Genomic DNA, 3683 nt, shown 5'->3' on the forward strand with positions numbered 1-3683 from the left:
ATAGTTTTGGTGGATTTGAGTTTGGTTATATATTTGTGTCCGCGCAACGAAGGCGCGGGGAAATGGAGGAAATCATGGAAAAAATCTTATTTGAAATTGAAATGCAGGATGGCAATGTAATGAAGGGTGAATTATATCCTGAAGTAGCACCTATTACTGTAGAAAACTTTGTGAACTTAATTAAAAATAACTTCTTTGATGGCTTAATCTTCCATCGTGTTATCCCAGGATTCATGATCCAGGGTGGTGGATATGATACTGATATGAAAGAACATCCAGCAGCATCTATCAAGGGTGAATTTGCATCTAATGGTGTGACTAATAACCTAAAGCATACAAGAGGTGTTTTATCAATGGCAAGAACAATGGTTAAGGATTCTGCTTCATCTCAGTTCTTTATCATGCATGCTGATGCACCACATCTAGATGGTGACTATGCTGCTTTTGGTTTAATTACTGAAGGATTAGAAGAAGTAGATAAGATTGCGAATGTTAAAAGATCACCTTGGAATGATATGCCTAATGAACCACAGGTTATCAAGACAATGAAATTATTAAAAAAAAATGTTGCGAAATATTGAAATATTGATACAATTATATACTGACAGTAAATCTAGGCTATTCTTTATGAATAGCTTTTTTGTTGTCAGTTATGAATCAATGCCCAAAAGTATATTAATGAAATTGACACATTATCAAGACATTCTTTAGAAATAATACTAAAATGGTAGTATTTTCTTGTGAATTTTTGTATAATGTTTACGTTTAAGAAAGGAGGCGCCGTATGAAGGAAGGTATACGTAAAGAGTATAAAAAACAATATGATGCATCAACAAAGAAGATTGACATTGTTGATGTTCCAGAATTCAATTTCATCATGATTGATGGAATCGGTAATCCTGAAGTAGAAGAGTTCCACTTAAAATCAAAAGCTCTTCGAATCATGTCAGCAGAAATTAGAGAGTATTTTAAACAGGAAAAGAATCTTGTTTATCTTATTTCACCGCTAGAAGGATTATGGGACACCTATGATAATTCAAAGTTTGACGTTACTCGTAAGAAGATGATTAAGTTCACTTTAATGATGGCACAACCAAAGCTTCTAGATCCGAATACATTTGAAATTATTAAACAGAAAGCTGCTAACAAGAAGGATAATCCTTACATTGTAGATATATATCTTAAGAGGATGACAGAAGGACATTGCGTACAGATGCTACATAAGGGTGCTTATAATACTGAAATCAATACAACTAAGCAGATTATGGAATTTATTACTATTCAAAATATGCGTTTAGAAGGATTCCATCATGAAGTCTACTTAAATGATTATGAAAAGACACCAAGTGAAAAACTGAAAACAATTGTTCGTTATGCAATTGCAGAAAATGGAGAAGGAGCTTTCTAGCTCCTTCTTTTTTAAGGAGAAAAATATGAAATATGTATCATGGAATGTGAATGGCATTCGTGCCTGTTTAAAAAAAGGTTTTTTAGAAAGTTTTGAATCATTGAATGCTGATATTTTTGCCTTACAGGAAACTAAGGCGCAAAAAGATCAGATTGAATTAGATATCCCAGGTTATACACTTTATACTAATGATGCTCTTAAGAAGGGGTATAGTGGAACGGCTGTACTTACTCGAATAGAACCACTATCAGTATCTTATGGAATAGGAATAGAGGAACATGATCAGGAAGGAAGAGTCATTACATTAGAGTTTGAAGACTATTATTTTGTAACATGTTATACGCCTAATTCTAAAAAAGAGCTTGCTAGAATTGATTATCGTATGGAATGGGAAGATGCTTTCCTTGCCTATTTAGATGCTCTTAATAAGCCTGTCATCCTTTGTGGTGATCTCAATGTAGCTCATCATGAAATAGATTTAAAGAACCCTTCATCCAATCATCATAATGCAGGTTTCTCTGATCAGGAACGTAATAAGATGACAGAACTTTTATCTCATGGCTATATTGATACATTCAGATATCTTTATCCAGATAAGAAAGATGCTTATACATGGTGGAGCTATATGTTTAAATCAAGAGAAAGAAATGCTGGATGGAGAATTGACTATTTTATTGTCTCTGATTCATTGAAAGAGAGAATAAAAGAGAGTTTAATATATAGTGACATACTGGGCAGTGATCACTGCCCAATCGGATTGGAGATGGAATAAAATGAAACTAATGATCATATCAGATATACATGGTTCTTATAATGACCTAGAAAAGGTGATGCACTACTTTGATGAAGAGCAGCCAGACCGTTTAATCATCCTTGGTGATATTTTATATCATGGTCCTAGAAATGACTTACCAGAAGGGTATGCACCTAAAAAGTGTATTCCTCTATTAAACAAATATAAAGATAAGATACTTGCAGTAAGAGGTAACTGTGATGCAGAAGTAGATCAGATGGTTTTAGACTTCCCTATGAGAAGTGATTATGCATTACTTAATGTAGACGGACATGATTTCTATATTACTCATGGACATTTATACAATAAAGACAATATGCCTTATTTAAAGAAGGGTGATGTATTCCTTTATGGACATTATCATGTTCCAGTATTTGAAGACCATGGCTTCTACACAGTGAATCCAAACTCTATTTCTTTGCCAAAACAAGGTGTAAAGAGTTTCTTAGTTTATGAAAATGAAACATTCACACTTTATAATTTAGAACATAAAGAGATTTGGTGTAAAAAAATTACAAAATAAGAATTATACAGTGCATTCTTTTTTAAAGTATGGTATTTTTAAGTAAGGAGGTGGTTTTGTGGCAAAGTATAGAGATATTGCAGATGCAATTAGAGAGAAGATTAAGTCGGGAGAATATACTTCGGGCCAGAAACTTCCTTACGAATACTTGTTATGTGTTAATTACCATTGTAATAAAGAAACGATGAAGAAGGCTTTGGAGATTCTAGTAAAAGAAGGTCTCATTATTCGTCGCCGTGGAGCAGGTACATTTGTGAAAGAACTCAATGTATCTGAAAACAATGAAACTGTCCGTATGCGCAGTCTTTCTATGCGTTTTGAAGGACATGATGTAACTTCGGATATTAAAGTATTTGAGGTTATACCAAGTGATAAGAAAATAGCGGAAAAGCTACAGATAGATGAAGGAGACTTTGTTTATCATATTATTAGAAATCGTTCTGTTGATGGAAAACCTTATTGTGTAGAAATTACATATATTCCACTATATCGTTTAGTTAACTTGAAAGCAGATGTCCTAAAGGATTCATTGTATAAATATGTAATCAATCAGTTACATATGACGGTTCAGAGTTGTCACTTAAAGATCACATCAGCACTGTCTACAATACTCGAACAGTCATTCTTAGGACTAGGTGAAGGGGAACCTTATATCCAGGAAGAACAGACAACATACCTTTCTAATGGCTCTGTATTTGAGTTGACATTCAATCGTCGACACTATGCAGACTTTGAATTCCAAACCGTCATTGTAGAACAATAACTAAGAGAACTATATGTTATGGTTCTCTTTTAATTTTACCATTTATTTATAAGTAGCAAAAACATGCAAAGAATATAACTGTATTAATAAATTTAAATTTTTATTTTATGAAAAAATAATTTGAATACCCATAATCTACAGGTAACGATTTAAGAGAAGTGTGGAGCAGAAATATTCAGGATATAGACTATTTGTC

At 33.0% G+C, this 3683-nt stretch carries 5 protein-coding genes; all 5 read left to right on the plus strand.

The features are described from left to right. Nucleotides 1-74 precede the first annotated feature (74 nt). Complete coding sequence (locus EAI80_RS12345) at nucleotides 75-581, plus strand: peptidylprolyl isomerase (RefSeq protein WP_129982277.1); 507 nt, start codon at nucleotides 75-77, stop codon at nucleotides 579-581. Between the two features lie 203 nt (nucleotides 582-784). After that, nucleotides 785-1408 carry a GyrI-like domain-containing protein gene (locus tag EAI80_RS12350; protein ID WP_129982278.1) on the plus strand — a complete coding sequence of 208 codons (624 nt, stop codon included), beginning with the start codon at nucleotides 785-787 and terminating at the stop codon, nucleotides 1406-1408. Between the two features lie 25 nt (nucleotides 1409-1433). Further along, nucleotides 1434-2180 (plus strand): exodeoxyribonuclease III, encoded by a 747-nt coding sequence (locus EAI80_RS12355; RefSeq protein WP_129982279.1) that lies wholly within the window; start codon nucleotides 1434-1436, stop codon nucleotides 2178-2180. 1 nt (nucleotide 2181) lies between these two features. Beyond that, complete coding sequence (gene yfcE, locus EAI80_RS12360; protein ID WP_117460089.1) at nucleotides 2182-2724, plus strand: phosphodiesterase; 543 nt, start codon at nucleotides 2182-2184, stop codon at nucleotides 2722-2724. 58 nt (nucleotides 2725-2782) lie between these two features. Continuing rightward, complete coding sequence (locus tag EAI80_RS12365; protein ID WP_022425965.1) at nucleotides 2783-3487, plus strand: GntR family transcriptional regulator; 705 nt, start codon at nucleotides 2783-2785, stop codon at nucleotides 3485-3487. Nucleotides 3488-3683: the final 196 nt, after the last annotated feature.

The sequence above is a fragment of the Catenibacterium sp. co_0103 genome, from assembly GCF_004168205.1.
Taxonomy (GTDB): Bacteria; Bacillota_I; Bacilli_A; order Erysipelotrichales; family Coprobacillaceae; genus Catenibacterium; species Catenibacterium mitsuoka_A.

What these genes read in the sequence shown, in the direction of transcription:
- EAI80_RS12345 (WP_129982277.1), top strand. Translation starts at nt 75, where the DNA reads ATGGAAAAAATCTTATTTGAAATTGAAATGCAGGATGGCAATGTAATG.
- EAI80_RS12350 (WP_129982278.1), top strand. Translation starts at nt 785, where the DNA reads ATGAAGGAAGGTATACGTAAAGAGTATAAAAAACAATATGATGCATCA.
- EAI80_RS12355 (WP_129982279.1), top strand. Translation starts at nt 1,434, where the DNA reads ATGAAATATGTATCATGGAATGTGAATGGCATTCGTGCCTGTTTAAAA.
- yfcE (WP_117460089.1), top strand. Translation starts at nt 2,182, where the DNA reads ATGAAACTAATGATCATATCAGATATACATGGTTCTTATAATGACCTA.